Origin of the sequence: Anaerosporobacter faecicola, assembly GCF_012070565.1 — a bacterium.
GTDB classification, from domain to species: domain Bacteria; phylum Bacillota; class Clostridia; order Lachnospirales; family Lachnospiraceae; genus Anaerosporobacter; species Anaerosporobacter faecicola.
Window position 1 is genome coordinate 287086 of record NZ_JAAQRO010000030.1, and the last position, 19489, is coordinate 306574.

Annotated in this window: 18 protein-coding genes; 16 read left to right on the forward strand and 2 right to left on the reverse strand. The window is 37.5% G+C overall.

The annotated features are described in order from the left end of the window. Positions 1-107 precede the first annotated feature (107 nt). Both HBB17_RS13935 and HBB17_RS13940 read left to right on the forward strand, forming a co-directional pair. Positions 108-863 (forward strand): exodeoxyribonuclease III, encoded by a 756-nt coding sequence (locus HBB17_RS13935; protein WP_167958100.1) that lies wholly within the window; start codon positions 108-110, stop codon positions 861-863. Positions 864-901: 38 nt separating this feature from the next. Beyond that, positions 902-1462, forward strand: coding sequence for an HD domain-containing protein (locus HBB17_RS13940; protein ID WP_167958101.1), 561 nt, complete (start codon positions 902-904; stop codon positions 1460-1462). A gap of 56 nt (positions 1463-1518) precedes the next feature. Here HBB17_RS13940 and HBB17_RS13945 read toward each other — a convergent pair whose 3' ends face one another. Beyond that, the gene (locus HBB17_RS13945) at positions 1519-2808 is read right to left on the reverse strand and encodes a DUF4317 domain-containing protein (protein WP_167958102.1); all 1290 of its coding nucleotides are present in this window, start codon (positions 2806-2808) and stop codon (positions 1519-1521) included. A 238-nt stretch (positions 2809-3046) separates the two neighbouring features. On the opposite strand from HBB17_RS13945, the gene HBB17_RS13950 reads away from it, so the two are divergent. After that, positions 3047-4528: an Ig-like domain-containing protein gene (locus tag HBB17_RS13950; protein WP_167958103.1), complete on the forward strand. Its 1482-nt coding sequence runs from the start codon at positions 3047-3049 to the stop codon at positions 4526-4528. A gap of 65 nt (positions 4529-4593) precedes the next feature. On the opposite strand, the gene gltS is transcribed toward HBB17_RS13950, so the two are convergent. After that, the gene (gene gltS / locus HBB17_RS13955) at positions 4594-5796 is read right to left on the reverse strand and encodes a sodium/glutamate symporter (RefSeq protein WP_167958104.1); all 1203 of its coding nucleotides are present in this window, start codon (positions 5794-5796) and stop codon (positions 4594-4596) included. A 318-nt stretch (positions 5797-6114) separates the two neighbouring features. Between gltS and HBB17_RS13960 the strand changes: the two genes are divergently transcribed. From HBB17_RS13960 to HBB17_RS14020, 13 genes are all read left to right on the forward strand, one after another. Then, a complete protein-coding gene (locus tag HBB17_RS13960) occupies positions 6115-7479 on the forward strand; it encodes a sodium-dependent transporter (protein WP_167958105.1) in 1365 nt (454 codons plus the stop codon). Positions 7480-7733: 254 nt separating this feature from the next. Then, the gene (locus HBB17_RS13965; RefSeq protein WP_167958106.1) at positions 7734-8651 is read left to right on the forward strand and encodes a hypothetical protein; all 918 of its coding nucleotides are present in this window, start codon (positions 7734-7736) and stop codon (positions 8649-8651) included. A 56-nt stretch (positions 8652-8707) separates the two neighbouring features. Continuing rightward, positions 8708-9157, forward strand: a complete 450-nt coding sequence (gene dtd / locus HBB17_RS13970; protein WP_167958107.1) for a D-aminoacyl-tRNA deacylase — start codon at positions 8708-8710, stop codon at positions 9155-9157. A 568-nt stretch (positions 9158-9725) separates the two neighbouring features. Further along, positions 9726-10733: a methionine ABC transporter ATP-binding protein gene (locus tag HBB17_RS13975; RefSeq protein ID WP_167958108.1), complete on the forward strand. Its 1008-nt coding sequence runs from the start codon at positions 9726-9728 to the stop codon at positions 10731-10733. Beyond that, positions 10726-11391, forward strand: coding sequence for a methionine ABC transporter permease (locus HBB17_RS13980; RefSeq protein WP_167958109.1), 666 nt, complete (start codon positions 10726-10728; stop codon positions 11389-11391). The genes HBB17_RS13975 and HBB17_RS13980 overlap by 8 nt, the downstream gene beginning before the upstream one ends. Before the next feature lie 16 nt (positions 11392-11407). Further along, positions 11408-12262, forward strand: a complete 855-nt coding sequence (locus HBB17_RS13985) for a MetQ/NlpA family ABC transporter substrate-binding protein (protein ID WP_167958110.1) — start codon at positions 11408-11410, stop codon at positions 12260-12262. Between the two features lie 217 nt (positions 12263-12479). Next, positions 12480-13436, forward strand: a complete 957-nt coding sequence (locus HBB17_RS13990) for a carbohydrate kinase family protein (protein ID WP_167958111.1) — start codon at positions 12480-12482, stop codon at positions 13434-13436. Positions 13437-13937: 501 nt separating this feature from the next. Further along, a complete protein-coding gene (locus HBB17_RS13995) occupies positions 13938-14801 on the forward strand; it encodes a YitT family protein (RefSeq protein ID WP_167958112.1) in 864 nt (287 codons plus the stop codon). A gap of 16 nt (positions 14802-14817) precedes the next feature. Then, on the forward strand, positions 14818-16161 hold the full coding sequence (locus tag HBB17_RS14000; RefSeq protein WP_167958113.1) for an MATE family efflux transporter: 1344 nt from the start codon (positions 14818-14820) through the stop codon (positions 16159-16161). A gap of 229 nt (positions 16162-16390) precedes the next feature. After that, positions 16391-17314 (forward strand): pectinesterase family protein, encoded by a 924-nt coding sequence (locus HBB17_RS14005; RefSeq protein ID WP_207717355.1) that lies wholly within the window; start codon positions 16391-16393, stop codon positions 17312-17314. A gap of 57 nt (positions 17315-17371) precedes the next feature. Beyond that, positions 17372-17560: a DUF6472 family protein gene (locus HBB17_RS14010; RefSeq protein ID WP_167958115.1), complete on the forward strand. Its 189-nt coding sequence runs from the start codon at positions 17372-17374 to the stop codon at positions 17558-17560. A gap of 59 nt (positions 17561-17619) precedes the next feature. Continuing rightward, the gene (locus HBB17_RS14015; protein ID WP_167958116.1) at positions 17620-18645 is read left to right on the forward strand and encodes a DMT family transporter; all 1026 of its coding nucleotides are present in this window, start codon (positions 17620-17622) and stop codon (positions 18643-18645) included. Then, positions 18608-19396, forward strand: a complete 789-nt coding sequence (locus HBB17_RS14020) for an MmcQ/YjbR family DNA-binding protein (RefSeq protein ID WP_167958117.1) — start codon at positions 18608-18610, stop codon at positions 19394-19396. Before HBB17_RS14015 ends, HBB17_RS14020 begins: the two co-directional genes overlap by 38 nt. Positions 19397-19489 lie beyond the last annotated feature (93 nt).

Below are 19489 nucleotides of genomic sequence, written 5' to 3' on the forward strand. Positions count from 1 at the left end.
TCGTTTACAAACGGTACATTTCATGTTAAGGTTTATTATATTATGTACGATAGAATACGGTGTATAACGTTTGTGTGATAATAGTGATGTAGTAAAGGAGAGTAAAAGTGAAATTAATATCATGGAATGTAAATGGAATACGAGCATGTATGCAAAAGGGATTCTTATCCTATTTTAATGAAATGGATGCGGATATCTTTTGTATTCAAGAAAGTAAAGTACAGGAAAATCAAGTGGAAATTCCCTTAGAAGGATATTATCAATATTGGAATTATGCACAAAAGAAGGGATATTCAGGAACAGCGATCTTTACAAAACAGAAACCAGTATCGGTTTCTTATGGGCTGAATATAGAGGAACATGATCAAGAAGGAAGAGTGATCACTTTAGAATTCCCTACTTTTTATATGGTGACGGTGTATACGCCAAATTCTCAAAATGAGTTGGCTCGTTTACCATATCGAATGGATTGGGAAGATGCATTTCGGATGTATCTGAAGGGATTAGAAGAGACGAAGCCAGTTATCGTTTGTGGGGATTTGAATGTTGCGCATAGAGAAATTGATTTGAAGAATCCAAAAACAAATCAAAAAAGTGCTGGTTTTTCTATCGAAGAGAGAACAAAGTTCCAAGAATTGTTAGATGCAGGATTTACAGATACGTTTCGATATTTTTATCCAGAGCAGGAAGGCATCTATTCCTGGTGGTCATATCGTTTTAAGGCAAGAGAGAAAAATGCAGGATGGCGTATTGATTATTTCTTGACATCAAAATGTTTGAATGGACAATTGGTGGATGCCAAGATTCATACGGAAGTCATGGGTTCTGACCATTGTCCAGTAGAATTAGAGCTTTCCATATAATAAAGGATAAGAGGATACTTGAGGTAGGAGGATAAGGAATGGACCCAAAACATTTTTTAAGTATTATGGAAAAGGCAGAGAAGTTGAAATGCAATACAAGACATTCTTGGACTTCTAATGGAAGACAAGAGAGTGTTGCAGATCATAGTTGGAGACTAGCATTTATGGCACTTATGGTACGGGATGAATTTACTGAACTAGATATGGATAAGGTGATTCGTATGTGTTTAATCCACGATTTAGGGGAAGCAATCACTGGGGATATACCTACATTTGATAAAACAAAGCAGGATGAAGTGTTGGAGGATGAAGTTCTGCATGATTGGATTGCAACTTTTCCAGAGACATATAAGCAAGAATTTGTAACGTTATTCGAAGAAATGAATGCATTGGAAACAGGAGAAGCCAAATTATATAAGGCTTTGGATAATCTAGAAGCGGTTATCCAACATAATTCAGCAGATTTATCAACTTGGTTACCGTTGGAATATGAGTTGCAGTTTACTTATGGGAAGGATAAAGTGGCGTTTTCGGAGTATCTGAAACGATTAGCAGCAGAAATTGATTGCCAGACTAGAAAAAAGATTGATTCAAAATAAGTAAAGAGTAGGACAGCGCTAGAACCTGTGGTTCTAGCGCTGTTTGTGTTAGGAGTCTATTCACTTCTTACATCTGCATGCTCGTTTTCATCCATAGGAATCACGATGCATTGTTTCCCATTGATTACTTCATAGGTAATTTCCTGCATTTTCTTTGGTTTTACTTGCAAGATGACGTCATATTCCCCATCCTCATTAATAATATCAATACCTGTCATGGAATCCGTTTCCTGTAGATCATCGAGAACCCGATCAAGTGCTTGGGTACCTTGCTTATTCGTAACATGTTCAAGTTGCTGTTGTAATTCTGTAACCTTGTCCACGAGAGCTTTCTTTTCGCGAAATTGGGCACTAGCTGCTAATACTTTATTATCCAGAAGATGATCGACAACAGGAGGGGTATCACCGAATTTTTCTTCGTAAGAAGTACGGATCTTCTTGGTGATATCCTCTGGAAGATCACAGGATTCGATAACTTCTTCTACCGAATCAGGAGTAAGGAAAATGGGTTCTTCTTTATTTTGTTTGATCTCTTCTTGTTCATCCACCATCTGGCTAAGGGTGTCCTGAATCTCCATAAATACATGATTGCTCTTTTGTTCATCAATGATGGCATTATGAATAATATTCTGGAAAGCAGTTTTCTGTTCTGTCGCAGTGTCCTTTGGAGGACAACCTAAGATATATTGCATGAACTCTTTATGTGGTTCTTTGGTATCTTTGGTAAAATACATAACCGAATGAATATCAGAACTACGATCGGAAAAGGCTGGGAATACAAATCCAGTATCCGGTGCATTAACGATCCAGTCACGAATACGAGGTCCAATTCGATTCTCGTTAGCAAGATAGCCAAGGCCTGCTTTGCTTAAGGTTACTGGGCAAACAGCACATAAGAGATATTCATAAACTTCTTCGGATTCATCAAGCTTATTGTTGTCACTTGTTTTCGTCATAACATCATAGGCATCATGATAAACAAGGATCAAATAGTTCCCAGAATAATCATAATTATCGATAACCAATTGATAGAAGGATTCCATTAAGCCAGGATTTTTCAGTTTACTTTCTTTTAAGCCCATAAGAAATTGTTGTTTCCCACCTGGTTTTTCTTCCTCTAGAGGAAATTCTAATTGGAGAATATTATTACCAAGTGTACCCGACATCGTTTTCTTTGCAATTTCTAAGTATTTATAAAATTCATCTTCTTCGAGATTCAAAAATGTCTCCTCTAGATTCAGAACAATTTCTTTTTCACTATTCACATAACAACCACATAGTTTCGTGAAGGTACAACCATCTTTTTTGAGTCTTTTCTTTAACTCTAATATATCTTTCTTTGTCATAAAAACCTCCAATAATTTTTTACATCTTAAAACTAAAGTCTGTGTTCATTATACGACAAATTCAAGGTTACAACCAATAGTTTTTTTAAAAATGTACTTTGACTAGAAAACCCTTCTGTATTACAATAGGTATGACTAAAAAAAGAGAACTTTATGCACGATTATTGTTGATACAACAGGATCAAAGACAATAGTGGATGGTAAAGTTAGAGTATAGGAAAAGAAAGTAGGCATACATATGAACATTAAGAAGAAAAACGGAATCTTCCTTGTAATCATTATGTTAATGATCGCATGTATGGGATTGCCAGGTAAGGTTCAAGCAGATGAAACAACGAATACTTATATAGTGGACAAAGAAAAGGAATTAGCGGTAGGAGAATCCTTTCAGCTACAACTACCATATGGAATAAATTATTCTTATTCCATGGTTGGTGACTCTAACTGTATCATGATTCAACCAGTTGATTATATGAATTCTCTTTTAATTACTGCCTCCTATCAAGGGGAAGTAACAATCTATATAACATTTTTTGATAGCAATGGGATATATATAGCGACGGATTCCTGTACGATTACCGTGGTTCAAAGAGGATTACAAGAGGAACAGATCGTTTGTGCAGTAGGACAGAAGAAACAGATTCAATTAATGGGGTATCAGACAACACAATCAATTACGTACAGTAGTTCAAATCCAGGGGTTGCCACCATTGATGCACAGGGATTGGTAACTGGTGTAGCACAAGGATATACTTCTGTTACGGTAACGGTGGTTCAAACCGATGGAAGTATAGCAACGTATTCTTGTAGTGTGTCGATTAGTAATCCACAGATGGCGAAAACAGAAGGCAATCTAGCAGTTGGTTGTACTGAAGAACTTGTCATAACGGGATTACAACCGGAAAGTACCGTTGTAAAGAAAACAAGCAAAGCATCTGTTGCTGAAGTATGGGAGTACTCCAATACGATTTATGCAGTGAAAAAAGGTAGCGCAAAGATTACATTAGAAGTTGATGGCGTTACATTAACCTATACAGTAACTGTAACCGATCCAAAAGTAAACGTTAATTTGCTAACTCTAGTGAAAGGGAAGAAATCAACGTTAAAAGTTAGTGGGATTAACAAGAAGAGTACTGTTACATTCCAGTCAAGCAAATCTTCCGTTGCAAAAGTAGATAAGAACGGAAAAGTAACAGGAAAGAAGAATGGATGTGCCTGCGTCACAATTGCAGTAGATGGGAAAGTAATGGAAATTCCAGTGACCGTAGGAAGTACGAAAGTCATTGGAGCGCTACGGTATGGAATTAAAGCAGTGGGAACGCCTTACAGTCAAGCAAAACGTATGCAAAATGGTTACTATGATTGCAGTAGTTTAACTTGGAGATCTTATCATAGCGTAGGTGTTAATATTGGTAGCAAATACTGGGCACCGACGGCAGCAGATATGGCAAAAACCTTAGTGAAGAATAAAAAGGCAGTAGCGTATAAAGCTTTACCAGCTAGTGAATTAAAGCCAGGAGATTTGTTGTTCTTTACAAAAACAGATGGAACGGATAATGGAAGATACAAGAATATCTATCATGTAGGAATCTACCTTGGCACATATGATGATGGCTCAGAAAATGGATTATTGATCGAAGCTAGACTAAGCGGTGTGGGGATATTTACTTATTGTCCATCAGATAGAAAAGTGGCGGTGGTTGCAAGACCAACCAAATAATAAAAACAAGCAATAGAATGGAGTATACAACAAGACACTTTTATAGTTGTATACTCCTTATGTTTTTATCGTATAAAATTAATAAATATTGTAATGATGGCTGAATTGACAAAGTCAATAAACAAACAGCCAACAATTGGGACTACAAAGTAAGGGGTGTGAACAAAACCATAACGGTTGGTCAATTCATCCATGTTGGCAATGGCATTTGGAGTTGCACCCATTCCAAAGCCGCAGGTTGCTGAAGCGAAGACAGCAGCTTCGTAATTTTTTCCCATCACACGATAGGTGATGATGTAAGCAAAAAGACCGACCAACAATGCCTGGGAGAACAACATGATGATCAATGGGAAAGCAAGATCGAATAATTCCCATAATCGTAGTCCCATAAGAGCCATGGTGAGGAAGAAGGATAGACTCAAACCACCCAGTGTCTCAATTTCTTTTTCAAAGATATTCTTCTTACGGTAATCATAGATATTACGAATGATTGCAGCAACAATCATTGCTCCAATGTAGGAAGGAAAGGTTAGTTCTAATTTCTCAATCAGATCGGAAAGAATGGAACCAAGTCCCATGGCAATGAATAGAAGACAGGCGCCATTCATAAGACGTTTAAAGGAGAGAATATTGTGATTCTCTTCATTGTAATCACCAACTTCATCCGGTAATTTCTCTGAGTTTTCATCTTTAATCGTCTTTAATTTATGATTATGGATTAAACCACGTGCAACTAGCCCTCCAATAATACTTCCCATAATCAATCCAAAGGTAGCAGAAGCAACGGAAACAGTAGTTGCACCAGTTATGCCCATGTCCTCTAAGATGGGACCAAAAGAACCTGCGGTTCCATGTCCTCCGATCATAGGAATGGAAGCAGTACATAGTCCTAATAATGTAGGGAGCTTAAACAAAGTAGCCAGTGTTACACCAAGGGTATTCTGCAGTACAACAAGGATAGCTGCTAACCCTAAGTATATGATTACTTTGATACCTCCTTTTTTTAATACTTGAAAACTGGCGGTAAAACCGATACTGGTAAAGAAAGCGGTCATAAAGATGCTTTGTAATGTTGTGTCTAGATGTATAGTTGCAATATTTGTTAACTTGCAAAACAAGATGACTAATGCGAAGATAAGTCCGCCAACAACAGATGGTGGAATACAGTATTTTTTTATGAAAGAGATTCGATTGCGCGTGAATTTCCCAATATAAAATACAATGGAAACCAATGCCATAGTTCTGTAAATGTCTAAATTTAATTCCATATATTTTGTTCCTTTCGTAAATTTCGTGCAGTATCTATCATAGCTGATAGAAGATAAAAAGTAAATAATGATACTAAAATAATAATATCCTGTTATATTCAGTGTCTCCATTCGATGAAAAAAAATCCGAAATAAATGATAGAGAGATTCGATTTGGATTAATTCAATAATGAGAGAGGTACAATAAAATATAACCAAAAATAACCATGTGTAAATCGGTTGACAGAAAGGGGATATTTCGATATATTTATACGGTGTCTTTATTACACGTACACTTTAGCGCATTAATACATATGTGCGTTAAAATATGGAGGATATATGGAAAGAGAAAAGTTTAAGTCGAGATTAGGATTCATACTGCTGTCCGCTGGCTGTGCGATCGGTATAGGAAATGTATGGAGATTCCCTTATGTTGTGGGAAATAGTGGCGGAGGAGTATTTGTTTTATTCTACTTGTTCTTTCTATTCATATTGGGTTTACCAATTATGACGATGGAATTCGCAGTGGGAAGAGCTAGTAGAAAAAGTGCGGTAAAAGCTTTTCAGACATTAGAGAAGGAAGGACATAGGTGGCATTATCATGGATATGCAGCCATGATCGGTAATTATCTGTTAATGATGTTCTATACAACAGTATCAGGTTGGATGTTAAATTATTTTGTTAATATGGCTACTGGGAAATTTGTTGATGCCGATGCTGCTGGAATAAAACAGCAATTTGCTGATATGTTAGGGGATCCTAAGGTTATGACCTTTTGGATGATTGTAGTTGTGGTATTGGGATTTGCCATTTGTTCCCTTGGGTTACAAAAGGGTGTGGAGAAGATTACAAAAATCATGATGCTTGCATTGTTAGCAATCATGGTGGTTTTGGCTGTAGTAAGTATGATGCTAAAGGGAGGGCAAAAAGGTCTGGCTTTCTATCTGATACCCGATCTACATAAGATGAAGGAAATCGGTATTGGGAAAGTAATCGTCTCTGCAATGAACCAGGCATTTTTTACATTGAGTCTTGGAATTGGTTCCATGGCTATCTTTGGTAGTTACTTAGGGAAGGAACGGACTTTATTAGGAGAGTCCATTAACATCGCATTTTTGGATACATTTGTAGCAATTGTTGCGGGCTTAATCATTTTCCCTGCCTGTTTTGCATTTGGAGTAAATCCAGATAGTGGTCCAAGTCTAATCTTTATCACTTTACCCAATATATTCAATGCAATGCCAGGTGGACGTTTCTGGGGAAGCTGTTTCTTCTTGTTTATGGCGTTTGCTTCCCTATCCACTGTAATCGCAGTATTTGAAAATCTCATGTCTTCCTGTATGGATTTGTGGGGATTCAGTAGAAAGAAATCAGCCATATTAAATGGAATCTTCATGTGCTTCGCATCAATGCCTTGCGTACTTGGGTTCAACCTTCTCTCAGAATTTCAACCTTTAGGAGCGGGAACCACGATTCTTGATTTGGAGGACTTTATTGTAAGCAATCTGCTTCTACCAATTGGTTCTCTTATCTTCACCCTATTTTGTGTAAGCAGATATGGTTGGGGATTTGAGAATTATCGTAAGGAAGTAAATGAAGGGAAAGGGCTAAAAATACCGCGTTTCTTGCGTGGTTACTGTAGGTTTGTACTACCCGTTATTATTATTGTTGTTATTTTGAATGGTTTATTATCGGTATTTTGATAAATTGATGATGTTGATGATGCAAGGTTTAATGGTTATTTCACTTTGACATAATATAATTGTGTCAGGTGGTTAACAATAAAAGGAATTCTGTCGATATGTATAATGAATTGTATATTTGCTTTTATATGCACAATTTACCATATTTAGCCAGCCTCTGTTGGATAAATTGAACGTAAAGAGAGATATGCAGTAATTTGCGAAAAGTAAAAGGAATCAGTAGGATCCTATACATATCGATGGGAGGTATAGAGATGAATGTAAAGTATAATGGTTTAGGGAGCATTGATCATAGTACACAACATTTGGAAGTAGCCACAGGTAAACAAAAAACTGTCCAAGAAAAGAGGATGGAAGAAGAAGAGAAGAAAGCAGCACAAGGGAATACATTACGTGCGACGGATTTGAATTTGACACAGGATATTCCGGCTATGAAGAAAATGAATGCCAAGAAAGAAGCTATGAAGAAACTGGGGGATGTGTTCTCTAGCCAACTTAAGACAGATAATGAGATGGCTACTCGTGCGGAACATATGGAAGAGTTGGAACAACAGGCACAAGCCGCACAGCAAGAGATAGACAAGATTGATGAAAGTAAGGCTGCATTAGCGAAAGAATATGAAGGAAATGAACAAGACCCTGAATATCAAAGTAAGATGCTGGAATTAGATAAATCAAAAGAAGAATTCACATCCCGTCTTAATTCTGCACGGTCAGAAAAAGAAGGCGAGAGTATGACGATCAATGCAATTCATCTTGCCTTGTTGAAGGAAGATCCAATGGTTGGCGCACAAAAAGAAGCGGATAAGATCATGGACAGTGCCAACAAGGAATTTGCAAATGCTCTTTTGAATGAAGCAAAAGATGCTATCGATGAAAAATTGGAAAAGCAAATGGAAGAAGCGAAAGAGAAAAAAGAAGAAAAAGAAGAAGAGGAAGCAAAACAGGTCGAGAGAGAAAAAGAACAGGAACAACTTCAAAATGTGCATGATAATACAAAAGATCCACTAGAGGTTAAGGTTGAAAACAATGATGTAACGGATACATCTGATATGATTCAGACTGCTGAAATTACCCATGGGAAGATTCAAAGTGAGATTAAGAATCTTCTTAAGACGCAGCAATTAGTGGAAGAGGATCTAAAGGGATTAGAAGTTGACCAGCAATTATAGATTATTTTGTTTAAGAATTCTCTCTTGGTAATCCTGTTTCACAGGAGGTAGAATTCGTGAAAGTAGTAATTCAACGTGTCAACCATGCTTCAGTAGCAGTGGACGGAGAAGTAATCGGTAAAATTAATCGTGGATTGCTCCTCTTTCTTGGAGTTGGCATGGAAGACACAGAAGAAATCGCTGATAAATTCATAGAAAAAATCTGTAAATTACGGATTTTTGAAGATGAGAATGGTAAGACCAATCTTTCCATACAGGATGTACAAGGTGAACTTTTAGTAATATCCCAATTTACTCTTTATGCAGATTGCAAGAAAGGAAATCGTCCAAGTTTTGTGAATGCTGGGAAACCAGAAGTCGCAAATCGGCTTTATGAGTATTTTCTAGAGGAGAGCCGTAAGAAGTTGCCTGTTGTAGAAGCAGGTAGATTTGGAGCGGATATGAAGGTTGACCTTGAGAATGATGGCCCATTTACAATTGTATTAGACGATCAAATCATCAAGTAGTATTGAGACAGTGTAGACAATCGTTGCACATGTAGCGCAATATGATTAGTCTACGCTGTTTTTTTGCTTTCAGGTAATCATGGCGTTTCTGCCAATCTATCAAAGAACGAAGTAGCATTCATCGCATCATACGATCAAATTTGCAAAGTACCCGTGCAGAGCCAATCTCGAAAACACAAAGTGTTTCCTCGATTTGGCGTATCCGCCAAATAAATTAGAAAAAACTGATACTCACGAAAGCAAGCATTCATCGCATCATTTTTTCGAATTTGCAAAGTACCCGTGCAGAGCCAATCTCGAAAACACAAAGTGTTTCCTCGATTTGGCGTATCCGCCAAATAAATTAGAAAAAACTGATACTCACGAATGCAAGCATTCATCGCATCATTTTTTTCTAATTTGCTTGGCTCTGAACGGGGAAAATTATGTATTGACAAATTGATATCATATTATTATTATTATTATTATTATATCATATAAAACATATATAATTAATAGGAAATAAAAAACAAATCAAAAATGATTGGAGAAAATCCATATTCTTAGTTATAGAAGGAGAGGTGATGGGATGAGACCAATGATCCAGATTAAGAATGTATCCAAATCATTTCCAAGTAAAGCTGGGAAAGTGGATGCGTTACAGAATATATCCATTGACATGGAGCAGGGAGATATCTTTGGTATAATCGGCATGTCAGGTGCAGGAAAGAGTACATTGGTACGATGTATTAATTTCTTGGAACGTCCTACAGAAGGTACGGTTTTAATTGATGGAAAAGACCTACAGACGATTTCGAACAAAGAGTTGAGAAAAACAAGACAAGAGATTGCAATGATCTTCCAGCATTTTAATTTATTAATGCAAAGAACTGTAATTGATAACATCTGTTTTCCTCTTGAAATTGCAGGCGTACGTAAGAAAAAAGCCAGAGAACGGGCAAAGGAACTATTAAAGATCGTTGGATTAGAGCACAAAGAGAATGCCTATCCTGCACAATTGTCTGGGGGACAGAAGCAGAGAGTAGCAATTGCAAGAGCGATAGCCAATAATCCAAAGATCCTGCTTTGTGATGAGGCGACTAGTGCACTTGACCCAGAAACCACGAATGCTATCTTAAATCTTTTAAAAGACATCAATAAACGTTTTGGTATAACCATTGTGGTTATTACGCATGAGATGAAAGTCATTCAAAAAATCTGTAATAAAGTTGCCATCTTAAGTGGAGGAACGTTGGCAGAAACAGGACTTGTTAAGGATATCTTCACAGAACCAAAAACGGAAGAAGCGAAACGTCTTGTATACCAAGGAACAGAGACGACGGCCTACATGAGGGGAAAACATTTTGTTCGAATCGTATTCAACGAACAATCATCTTTTGAACCAGTAATCAGTAATATGATCCTGTCCTTCCAAACTCCAATCAATATCATGGGTGCGGATACCCATAATATAGGTGGCAAGGCTATTGGAGAGATGATCTTGCAATTACCGGAAGAAAAGGAGATAGCAGATAAGATGATCGCATATCTGATCAATCGAAAGTTAGCAGTAGAGGAGGTGGATATTCATGTTTAATGAAACCACAATAAGAATGCTACAAGACGGTTTAGTGGAAACGTTGTACATGACTCTCATATCTGTTTGTATGGGGTATCTGTTAGGGCTGCCAATGGGTGTTATCTTAACCATTACAGATAAAAAGGGAATACGACCAAACGCTGTTATCTACAAGATATTAGATGTGTTTTCTAATATCGTTCGCAGTATTCCGTTCATTATCCTGGTTGTATTGTTGATTCCATTCACTCGTTTAATCATTGGAAAAAGTTATGGATCGACAGCAACCATTGTTCCACTTGTGATTGCAGCTACACCATTCATCGGTCGTATGGTGGAATCTTCCCTAAAGGAGGTTGATCAAGGTGTGATCGAAGCAGCACAAAGTATGGGGGCATCCACTTGGACAATCATTCGAAAAGTACTTTTAGTGGAAGCTAGAACACCACTATTAGTTGGTGCAACCATTGCGGTAGGAACAATCTTAGGGTATTCCGCTATGGCAGGTGCCGTTGGAGGAGGAGGTCTGGGTGATATAGCGATTCGTTATGGTTATTACCGTTATCAGACGGATATTATGATTGTTACCATCGTACTTTTAGTTGTATTAGTGCAGCTATTACAAGGATTTGGTATGTTTTTATCTAAGAAATTAGATCGAAGAAATACGAAATAGTTGAGGAGGAGACAGTATGAAAAAACAAATTTTAAAAGTAGCAGTAATTGGAGCTTTAGCAGCGTTGGTGTTAACAGGTTGCAAAAAGAAGGATTCAGGTTCTTCCACAGATACAGCCGCAGGAACAACAGTAGAATCAAAAGTAATCAAAGTAGCAGCATCCACAACGCCACATGCAGAAATCCTAAGTGAGGCAAAAAAATTGTTGGCAGAAGAAGGCTGGGATCTTCAAGTGACAGAATTCAGTGACTATGTTCAGCCGAATCTTGTTGTAGAGAGCGGTGATTTTGATGCGAATTATTTTCAACATATTCCATATCTAGAGAGTTTTAATGATGAACAGAAAACACATCTTGTTAATGCAGGTGGAATCCATTATGAACCATTTGGTATCTATCCAGGTAAAAAAGATGACCTGAACGATCTTGCCAAAGGTGATGTAATTGCTGTGCCAAATGATACAACAAATGAAGCAAGAGCATTGTTACTGTTACAAGACAATGGAATCATAACGTTAAATGAAGGTGTGGGCCTTGAAGCTACCGTAAATGATATTAAAGAAAATCCATATGGTATTGAGATTCAAGAACTTGAAGCTGCACAGGTTTCCCGTGTGGTACCAGAAGTTGCATTTGTTGTTTTAAATGGAAACTATGCATTAGAAGCAGGATTTTCCGTTGCAAAAGATGCAGTTGCGTATGAAGCCTCAGATTCAGAAGCAGCAAAGACCTATGTGAATGTCATTGCAGTAAAAGAAGGAAATGAAGAAAAAGAAGGCATTCAGAAGTTGGTTGAAGTATTAAAATCAGACAAAATTCAGCAATTTATAACGGATACGTATGATGGAGCAGTTGTACCTTTTGTAGAGTAAAGGTACTGTTCGAGTATTCTTAAAAATGAAAGTGGTAGAAATTTACAATATTATTTTCGTTGAAATTAAGCGGAAAATGTAATATAGTAATAAATACGTTTATGATGTGCGGGTCAAAAAGTCATGTTCTTTCATGCAAGCATGGGAAACATGACTTTTTGACCCTTGTATCATTTATTTTCAAGTGAAAAAGTAAAGTAGGGAGAAGAAGTATCAAATGAGTTGTAAAAATGAACCTTATATGTTAGTTTTTGGTGTATCTGTTTGCGATATTATTGGGTTTACCTATCAAAATTACCAAGCAAAGGATTCTAATCCAGGAAATGTACGCATTTCTTTTGGCGGTGTCTGTAGGAACATAGCAGAAAACATGGCTAGATTACATGTGAATACCAAATTCATCTCGATTCTTGGAGATGATGAAAAGGGAAAAAGTATTCAAAAAGCAGCAAAAGAGATCAAGCTTGATATGTCAGATTCACTTATTGTAAAAGGAGAATCAACTCCTACGTACATGGCAATTCTTAATGAACAAGGAGAAATGGAATCGGCAATTGTTGACATGAAGATTACCGATCGTGTTACGGAGGAATTTATTAATAGCAAAGCAGAATGCATTAAGAACGCGGAATATATGGTTGTGGATACCGATAATCCTATGATGTTAGAATATCTATTGAAAACGTATCAGGGAGAAACAAGATTCGTATTAGATCCTGTGTCAGCAACAAAAGTGGCGCGCGTGAAGCATTTGATTCCGTATTTTCATACAATTAAGCCCAATCGTTTGGAAGCAGAAGTGTTATGTGGATTTTCTATTGAGAATGATGATGATGTAAGAAGAGCGGGAGCGTATTTTCGTGAATTGGGCATTGAGAATGTATTCATCAGTTTGGATGAAGATGGAATCTACTATAACAATGGAGAGCAGGAAGGAATAATCAAGGCTAACAAGGTGCAGGTTGTAAACGTAACTGGTGCAGGAGATTCCTGTGTGGCTGGTCTGGGATATGGCTTTATGAATGGATTGTCAATTGTAGATACAGTGAAATATGCCATTGCTATGTCGGCAATTACGATTTCGCATGCGGATACGATTCACCCTGATATGGGACAGGCAATTGTGGAACAATACCTGCAAAGAATGGAATGGGTAGAAAATTACTACAAATAAAGTAGATGTTTTCGTAATTCTATTTTAAGAAACAAATATAATCAGTAAGGGGTTAAAGTAACATGTCGTATTTGCCCCTTACTGATGCACGAGAGAGAGAAATTTCGTTACGTGTAAAGTGAGGCGTGAACGCGTTTTCCAACGAATAGAGCAATCACATACACATTCAATTCATTCAAGTGCGAAGTTTGAATATAGAAATACATATTTAATAGGAACTTGACAGAAATACAAGAAAGTGGTAATCTGTCATCCGAAAGAAGAGCAAAGGTATTTGCGGATTATAGTGTTATAGTCTGCAGGTATCTTTTTTTTGTTTATGGGAAGTTGCCAATGCAGTTAAGCGATGTTCTTTGCAATTTCCTAGATAAAAATACTCTTCACGGTACGGTAAAGTGTGTGTCCTTTGCATAGGTTTTTGTATGAGAATGTGTGGAACACATATTTGAGCTGACTTTGTTCTATGTTAGTTGCAGAATAGAAGAAAAGGGGATAGAATAGATGCAATGGCTAAATGAAAAAGAAAGTGTATGGATGGATATAGTAATGGAATGTATCGGGAGTTTTTTGGTGGCAATCGCCATCTATAACTTTGCGTTACGTGCAGAATTCCCAATGACAGGATTTTCTGGAATCGCCTTGATTCTATATCGTCTATTTGGTGCACCAATTGGTATTACTACAATTATTATTAATATTCCAGTAGCGATTCTTTGCTATCGGTTGATTGGAAAGAAATTTATGATCCGTACATTTCGGTGTATGATCATCTCTTCTTTTATGATCGATTATGTTGCACCATTGTTACCTTTATATGAAGGAAACCGAATGCTTGCTGCTATTGTAACAGGAGTAATTGGTGGAATTGGATATGCTATTATTTATACAAGAAATTCATCTACGGGAGGTTCTGATTTCCTGATCATGGCTGCGAAAGCAATACGACCACATATGAAGTTAGGAACCATCGCATTTTTATCGGATATTGGAATTATATTAGTAGGAGGAGTCATATTTCATGATGTTGATGGCGTAATATATGGTATGATCATTAATTTCTTATTTGCAATTGCTGTTGATAAGGTTATGAGCGGAATGAATTCCGGAAAAATTGCGTTGATCGTAACAAAACGTGGAGAAGAGATCTGCGATATTATAGATTCTTGTTGTGGACGTGGTTCAACCATATTAGATGGACGTGGCGGATATAAAAAAGATGAAAAGCAAGTTGTTATGGTAGCTTGTAATCCCAAACAATTGGTTCAGGTAGAGAAGGCAGTAAAAGAGGTGGATGAAGAGGTATTCATTATTCATATGGATGCCAATGAGATTCACGGGGAAGGATTTCGAGTAGTACCAAGTTAAGATACTGGAGGAATATATGGAACATGATTTAGGAATGGAAAAGGTAAATCGGCTATTATGGCGATTAAGTGTCCCTGCTATTTTGGGAATGCTCAGTAGCGCAATTTTTAATATCGTAGATCGAATCTTCGTAGGGAAGATTAATCCCTATGCATTAACAGCAGTGGGAATCACCATGCCCATTCAAATTCTGCAGATGGCATTCGTGTTATTAATCGGAATTGGGTCGTCCGCACTGATTTCCTTGAAATTAGGGGAAGGGGAGAAAGAAGAAGCAGAGGATCTACTTTATCTTGCGAGTAAATATATCATAGGATTTTTGATTGTATTTGCTGCTATATTCCTTGTATTTCTGAATCCAATTTTAACTGGTCTTGGAATATCAGAAGAGGTACTCCCTTATGCAAAAGAATATATTGTGATAATAATTGTTGGTTCTATTATTGGAATTCCAGGGTACTGCCTCAATAATTCCTTACGGTCAATCGGGCAAGCAAAGACCTCGATGAAGATTATTATTGTTACCTCGATTATGAATATGATTCTTGATCCCATCTTAATCTTTGGATTTGATCTTGGGATTAAAGGAGCCGCAATAGGTACTGTGTTATCGCAAATGACACTTACCATCTATGTATACTATATATTCCTGACACGTCAGGATTTTATGATTCATCTAAAGAAACGGCAGGTAAAGAAAGAGAGGGAACTTGCAAAAGCACTGATCAAGATGGGGAGTCCTTCCTTCTTCGTACAGATTTTGGCCACTGGGGTGAATCTGTACATGAATACCAGTTTATTACACTATGGAACGGATTTAGATGTAGCTGCAGTAACGATCATCTCTAGTATATTTAGTTTCTATCATATGGTAGTAACCGGTATTGTTCAAGGAAATAACGCGATCTGTGGTTATAATTGGGGAGCAAAACAATATGGAAGAGTGAGAAGTTCTCTTTTATTGTCCCTTCTCTATGCAGGAATTTTGTCTACGGTTCTCTTTCTTCTTGTACAGTTTTTCCCTCATGGAATTGTGGATCTGTTTACAAAACAAGAGGAACTTCGTGATGTAGCAGCAAGAGGTATTCGCCTCTATTTGGCAATGCTTCCTTTGGTTGGTTTACAGACGATTAGTTCACAATATTATCAGGCAGTAGGAGCAGCAAGAAGAAGTAGTGCACTGTCTTTTTTACGGTATGGCGTAATCGTGGTTCCTGCCATTATGGTATTTGCACCACAATATGGAGTACAGGGAATCTATGCAAGTAATGCTATATCAGATGGGATTGCTTCCGTTATTGCGATTGCCTATATTATCCATGAAATTAGAAAATTAAGACAATTAGAGCTTATGTTTTAGAATTGTTCCGTTGCAATGCAACTCTCACAATTCTAAAACATGCGCAATCCGCGCAGAAGCATAAATATGATCTTTTGACCCTTGCATCATATATTTCGTGCAAAACTGTTGGAAACAAGGTATAATAGCAAGAGGTTTTGAAAAGCATGGATTGGTATGAGACGATATGTTCGGATGGGATTTGTGTTTTGGTAAAATCAACAGATAGAAAAAGCACATGGAGGAAACAATGGAGAAAGAGTATATTGTTGCAAAAGACGGAAGTGGAGATTTTACAAAGGTTCAAGCTGCCATTGATGCAGTAGCATGTGGCAATGACCAACCCGTTACCATACGGATTAAAAAAGGGGTTTACAAGGAAGTGGTGACAATTCCTGCAGAAAAATCGTTCATTAAACTTGTTGGTGAAGATAGAGAAGAAACGGTAATCACGTATGACAATTATGCTGGAATGCTTGATGCGAATGGAGAGAAGATCGGAACATTTCGTAGTCCTTCTGTATTCATAGACGGTAGCAATGTGACTGCTTCCAATCTTACGTTTGAGAATACATTTTTTCAACCAGGATTTGATGCTATGGGAAGACAAGCAGTGGCATTGTCGACGACGGGAGAAGGAAATACCTTTATCAACTGTAGTTTTAAAGGCTACCAAGATACGTTGTACGCGCAGTCAGGATCTTGTTATTTCTTGAATTGTTATCTGGAAGGTGATGTGGATTATATCTTTGGTGCAGCCCATGCTGTATTCGAAAACTGCCAGTTGCATTCCCTTGACCGTGGTTCGAAAACGGAGAATGGGTATGTAACAGCCGCAAGCACAAAAGCGTCAGATGCATATGGATTTTTATTTATCAATTGCACCTTAACAGCAGATGAGACGATGGCACCAAACTCGGTATACCTTGGGAGACCATGGCATCCTAGTATGCGTATGGAGCCAGTATGTGCCGCTACCGTGTTTATGCATTGTGAGTTAGGGGCACATATTCGAGAAGATGGGTGGACGAATATGCATGATGCATATCCAGAGACGGAACGATTATATGAATATGAGAATACAGGTGCAGGTTGTCAGATTAACGAAAAACGTCGACAATTAACAGCAAAAGAAGTACAACATTGTACGAAACAGGGAGTTCTAGGTTGGTAGAGAAAGTATATTTGGTTTATATGGCTTTGCCAGTCGGGAAGGTGAGGTAACTTATAAATGAAGACAAAAACCAGTTCCAATTGTGAAAGTTGTAGTAATTACGTATATGATGAGGATTATGAGTGTTATATCTGTGAAGTGAATTTAGATGAAGACGAGATGGTTCGTTTTCTACAGGATCGACATTTTAGTTGTCCTTATTATCAATTAGATGATGAATACAAGATAGTTCGTAAACAGATGTAGGAGTGAAGTAAGTTAAATAATGACAACAGGGGAAACGAGAAGAAAGGTAAGACAGAACCATGAAAGAGAAGATAACCAAGGATGATGTAATGAAGAAAACAGCAGTCGTTTGTTTGCTAGCAACGATTTGTTGTACATTGTGGGGAAGTGCGTTCCCTGCGATAAAGTTAGGGTATCAGTATTTTGCAATAGGAGGGAATGACAGTGCGACGCAGATTTTATTCGCAGGATGTCGATTCACATTGGCAGGTATCTTATCGGTAATCTTAGGAAGTCTTATGAGCCGCAAGATTCTAGTACCCAAGAAAACCTCATATGGAAAGATTCTTGTACTTTGTATGTTCCAGACGGTATTGCAATATCTGTTCTTCTATATTGGTTTAGCCAATACAACAGGAGTGAAAGCAGCAATTATTAATGGGTCTAATGTATTCGTTGCAATCATTATTGCTTGCGTATTCTTCCGACAAGAAAAACTAACGATGAAGAAGCTGATTGGTTGTGTGTTAGGTTTTGCTGGTGTTGTGTTGATTAATGTAACGAAAAGTGGTATTGATATGCATATGAAACTAACAGGTGAAGGCTTCATTTTACTATGTACGGTTGCATATTCGTTATCCTCTGTTATCATGAAGAAATATTCGAAAGATGAAAATCCAGTTGTATTAAGTGGGTATCAATTTGTTATTGGTGGCTTGATCATGGTAGTATTTGGCTTGTTATGGGGCGGGAAGCTAACGGTCATAACTGGAAAAGGAATTGGCATGTTGATCTATCTTGCAATGGTTTCAGCAGTAGCATATTCTGTTTGGAGTATTCTTCTCAAATACAATCCTGTATCAAAAGTTGCAGTTTTTGGTTTTGTGAATCCGATTAGCGGTGTAATCCTATCAAGTATCTTCTTAGATGAAAAGGGACAGAGTTTCGGTTTGAAAGGTGTTGTTGCGCTAATCTTAGTTTGTATTGGAATATTTGTTGTGAATTATCAAAAGAATGTTCCTACTATAGAAAATCAGGCTGGATTAGAAAAGGAGTGTGACAAGAAACATGAAAAAAGAAGAAATACTGAGGTATTGTCTGACTAAGCCAGGTGCTTATCTTGCTCATCCTTTTGGATACATACCAATCTGTGTGAAAGCAGAGGGTAAGATCTTTGCGGAACTGTATCCACGGGAAGAGGATTTTAAGATCACCCTTCGTTGCGAGCAAATGCTTGCAGATTTCTATCGGCAACAGTTTCCACAGGCGGTAGTGAGAGGATATCATTGTCCACCTGTGCAGCAACCCTATAAGAATACCATCTATATTGATCGAATAGATGACCAGCTCTTATACGATATGATAGATCATTCCTATGAACAAGTGATTAAGAAAATGACCAAAAAGGAACGATTTCATTTGATTGGTGCACTTGATCAAAAAACGCTGCTATCTCAAGGTGCGCTCTATATTAGTCGAATCGAAGAAGGATATCGAGATTATGATGCGAAAGAATTAAGCAGAGAGCCAGATGAGGCAGAAGAGGAACTGCGTCAAATCTGGGAACAGAATGGAACAGAAGATGCTTATGTGGATTGGTATTATGGAACTCTATCAGCGGAAGAGAAGGAACGGTTACGTACGGTCTTGTCCGATGCCAATAGAGAAGTTTTACTTCTATATGAAGCACATAAGGATTTGATGTATCTCCCATTGAATAAAGAATTATTCGCATTGACGATGGAGTGGAATCGAAAAGAAGCCTTATTCAGTACGTACTATTTTTGCAAAGAACCTTGTACTGTATGGGCAAATTACCAGAACCTCTATACGTGTTTTCGAAAGAAGAACGTGTAAAAATGGGGTGTCACATTCGAGCATAGTAGTGGAATGTGACTACCCCATTTTTACGTACTTTTGTATATTTTATTGCATTTCATAATCCTAGTA